The 2,720-nt window shown below is 58.8% G+C and carries 5 protein-coding genes; 2 read left to right on the plus strand and 3 right to left on the minus strand.

Annotated features, from left to right (window positions below; genetic code table 11):
• Positions 1-31 precede the first annotated feature (31 nt).
• A complete protein-coding gene (locus ABH944_RS44480) occupies positions 32-361 on the minus strand; it encodes a hypothetical protein (protein WP_404615807.1) in 330 nt (109 codons plus the stop codon).
• Positions 362-410: 49 nt separating this feature from the next.
• On the opposite strand from ABH944_RS44480, the gene ABH944_RS44485 reads away from it, so the two are divergent.
• Together ABH944_RS44485 and ABH944_RS44490 are read left to right on the plus strand one after the other, a co-directional pair.
• Complete coding sequence (locus ABH944_RS44485; RefSeq protein ID WP_062093171.1) at positions 411-608, plus strand: hypothetical protein; 198 nt, start codon at positions 411-413, stop codon at positions 606-608.
• On the plus strand, positions 601-1,140 hold the full coding sequence (locus ABH944_RS44490) for a recombinase family protein (RefSeq protein ID WP_404615805.1): 540 nt from the start codon (positions 601-603) through the stop codon (positions 1,138-1,140). Before ABH944_RS44485 ends, ABH944_RS44490 begins: the two co-directional genes overlap by 8 nt.
• Positions 1,141-1,206: 66 nt before the next feature.
• Here ABH944_RS44490 and istB read toward each other — a convergent pair whose 3' ends face one another.
• Together istB and ABH944_RS44500 are read right to left on the minus strand one after the other, a co-directional pair.
• Positions 1,207-1,995 carry an IS21-like element helper ATPase IstB gene (gene istB, locus ABH944_RS44495; protein ID WP_404615802.1) on the minus strand — a complete coding sequence of 263 codons (789 nt, stop codon included), beginning with the start codon at positions 1,993-1,995 and terminating at the stop codon, positions 1,207-1,209.
• A gap of 8 nt (positions 1,996-2,003) precedes the next feature.
• Positions 2,004-2,720 (minus strand): Mu transposase domain-containing protein (locus ABH944_RS44500; RefSeq protein WP_404615800.1); only part of this gene is annotated, 717 nt, incomplete at its 5' end.

Consider the following 2,720-nt stretch of genomic DNA (forward strand, 5'->3'; position numbering starts at 1 on the left):
TTTAGGCGTGCCGTTCCGATCAGGCTGTAGATTATCGCAGCGCTCTCGCCGCCGCCGTCGGACCCTGCGAACAGATAATTCCGGCGTCCAAGAACCAGTTCCCGTTCATTCTGCCCATATCGGGCAAGAAGTTGAAGTCCACTATCGTTGGCATCCGCTGTTTGGTCGTCGCGTCAAGGTTCGAGATGTTGAGCAGCGCGGCGGAGGTTGTGTCGTTCATATCGACGCGGGCGACAGTGAGGTTAGGGTCATTGCCGAATGGATGTTGGATGCTGCCACTTGCTCCGCTCTCGTTCTCGGCGAGCCGCGCGTCAGCGTAGCGGCCTTGTGCAATCTGCACCAACTTCTTATCAATCGACATTTGCGCGGAAACTCACCGGACGATTCCACCATCGTCCGGGAGAAGCGCAATGCGCAAGCCACCAAACGTCGTTCCGGCAGACCCGCAGTCGTTGCAACCGATATCGCGCCAGATGAACATGATGTTCGACTCGGTCGAGCTTCAGGGGATGAGCCCGGTGCAGCGTTCAAACGTCATCAGACACCTCGCGAGCCTGCTAACGCAGGCCGCCGGCGTCGCGCTAGCAAAGGAGCGTGACGATGAATAACGATGAACGTTTGCCCTCGCTGCTACTGAAGCGTAAGGCCGTGGTTTATGTCCGGCAATCAACCCAGACGCAGGTCCAGATGAACGTTGAGAGCAAGCGCCGGCAGTACGACCTTGTACAGGAGGCCAGGCGACGCGGATTCCGTGACATAGAAGTCATCGACGATGACCTGGGGCGCTCGGCGAGCGGCATGGTTGCTCGACCGGGTTTCGAGCGTCTGGTCGCGTTGCTTTGTGCAGGCGAGGTCGGAGCGGTACTGTGCGCGGACGCCTCACGCCTCGCTCGAAACGGGCGCGACTGGCACCATCTTCTCGAGCTTTGCGGTCTTGTCGAAGCGCGCGTAATCGACCTCGACGGTGTGTACGATCCGTGCCGGGCAAACGACCGCTTGCTGCTTGGCATGAAGGGCAGCATCAGTGAGTTTGAGCTCAATGTGCTTCGTACCCGCATGCACGATGCCAAGCGCCAGAAGGCACACCGCGGCGAACTTCGGATCAGTGTGCCGATCGGCTATTGTCACCTTTCGGCGTAATCGCGCCGGGCATTTTCGCCGTATTGACGCCACCGGAAACGAGGAATTGGAGGGTTCGAACGGGGATCAAGGTTGCTTGATTTTGCCTCCTTTTGCAAGCTCGGTTCTAGGTGACTCGACGCCCGGTTTTAGTCCGCGATAGCTCTCACCGTCGAGGACGATTTTGTGTGCGCCGTGACGCAAGCGATCAAGGGTAGCGGCGCCGATCATCTTGTTACCGGGGAATGCTTCGCCCCATTCGGGGAAGTCCAGATTTGAAGTCAAGATCGTGGCCGCCCGCTCATAACGCTCGGCGATCAGATCGTGGAAGTCTTCATCGTCTGGTGAACGCAGTGGCTTAAGACCGAAGTCGTCAATAATAAGAAGTGGCAGCTTGGCGAGGTACTGGAACCGACGATCGTAGGTGCCCACGGCCGCCGCGCTGCGCAGGCTTGCTAATAATTGGCTTTGTGTTGAGAACAGGACATCATGTCCTTGCCTCGCCGCAGCGTGTCCGAGCGCTTGCGCGAGATGGCTCTTCCCCGTTCCGCAGGGACCGGCAATCAGGACCGCCACTTTCTCGTCGATGAATCGGCCTGTGGCCAGATCGTGGATGGCGGCTCGATTCAAACCGGGTAGCCGGTCGAAGTCGAAGCCTTCGAGGGTCTTCTGGCTACGGAAGTTTGCGCGTCTCATGCGCAGGCTGAGCTTCTTGTTGTCGCGCCGGGCGACCTCGTCATGGATGAGGAGCGACAGGAATTCGGTGAACGCGAGCTTGCGATCGATGGCCTCCCGGTTTCGCGCTTCCAGCGAATCGAGGATGCCGGACAGGCGCAGTTGTTTGAGCAGCGGCGTTAGTTCAGGAATGGGATGCATGGCTGGCCTTATTGGAGAATGGTTTGAGTGTTGCGGCAGAAGCGGCCACCTTCGGTATAGGTACTCGCCAGCGCATCAAAGGCGTTTAACAGCGTCAGTTGATCCAATCCCTTTTGCAGGATGGTTTTAACCGCTGTGTAGTGCGGCGTGCCGTAATGGTTTGCGCGCGAGCAAGCTGCTTCGAGTCGAATCGCGCCGTATTTCTGTTTAAGCCGCAACACACCCTGCACCGAGCGCATCTTGATTAAGACTTTGTCGCCGAAGAGCGCGTGAACCAAGGCGAAGCAAGCAGGCCCGATCTGCTCAGCGGTCGCCAGACACCACTGGGTATCCTGCAACTGCCACGCCTGAGCGGCGGATGGCAAATGATCGTCTACTGTGCGACGTCCGCCTGGGCGAACGAGGCGTACGTGAGCGGCAACCGATTCCTGCCCACGGTATAGCGTCACCATAGTGTCGGTCGCCTTGAGCCATAACTCTTGGCCGACCAGTCGATACGGGACCGAGTAAAAACTCTGCTCGAACTGAACATGAGCGTCACGGTGCACCTTCCCCTTAGCCCAAACTGCAAGCTCCGGCGGGACGTCTGGCAAGCTGATCAGCAGGCTTCGCTCGACTTCCGCGAAGCGCTTGAGCGGCATCTCGCGGGTGGTCCCGTGAATGCGGTTGCCGGCCTCGTTCATTACCCAAGCGTGTATCTGGCGGTTGGCGTCAGCCAGACCACG

The organism is Caballeronia udeis (assembly GCF_044909315.1).
Classification (GTDB): domain Bacteria; phylum Pseudomonadota; class Gammaproteobacteria; order Burkholderiales; family Burkholderiaceae; genus Caballeronia; species Caballeronia udeis_A.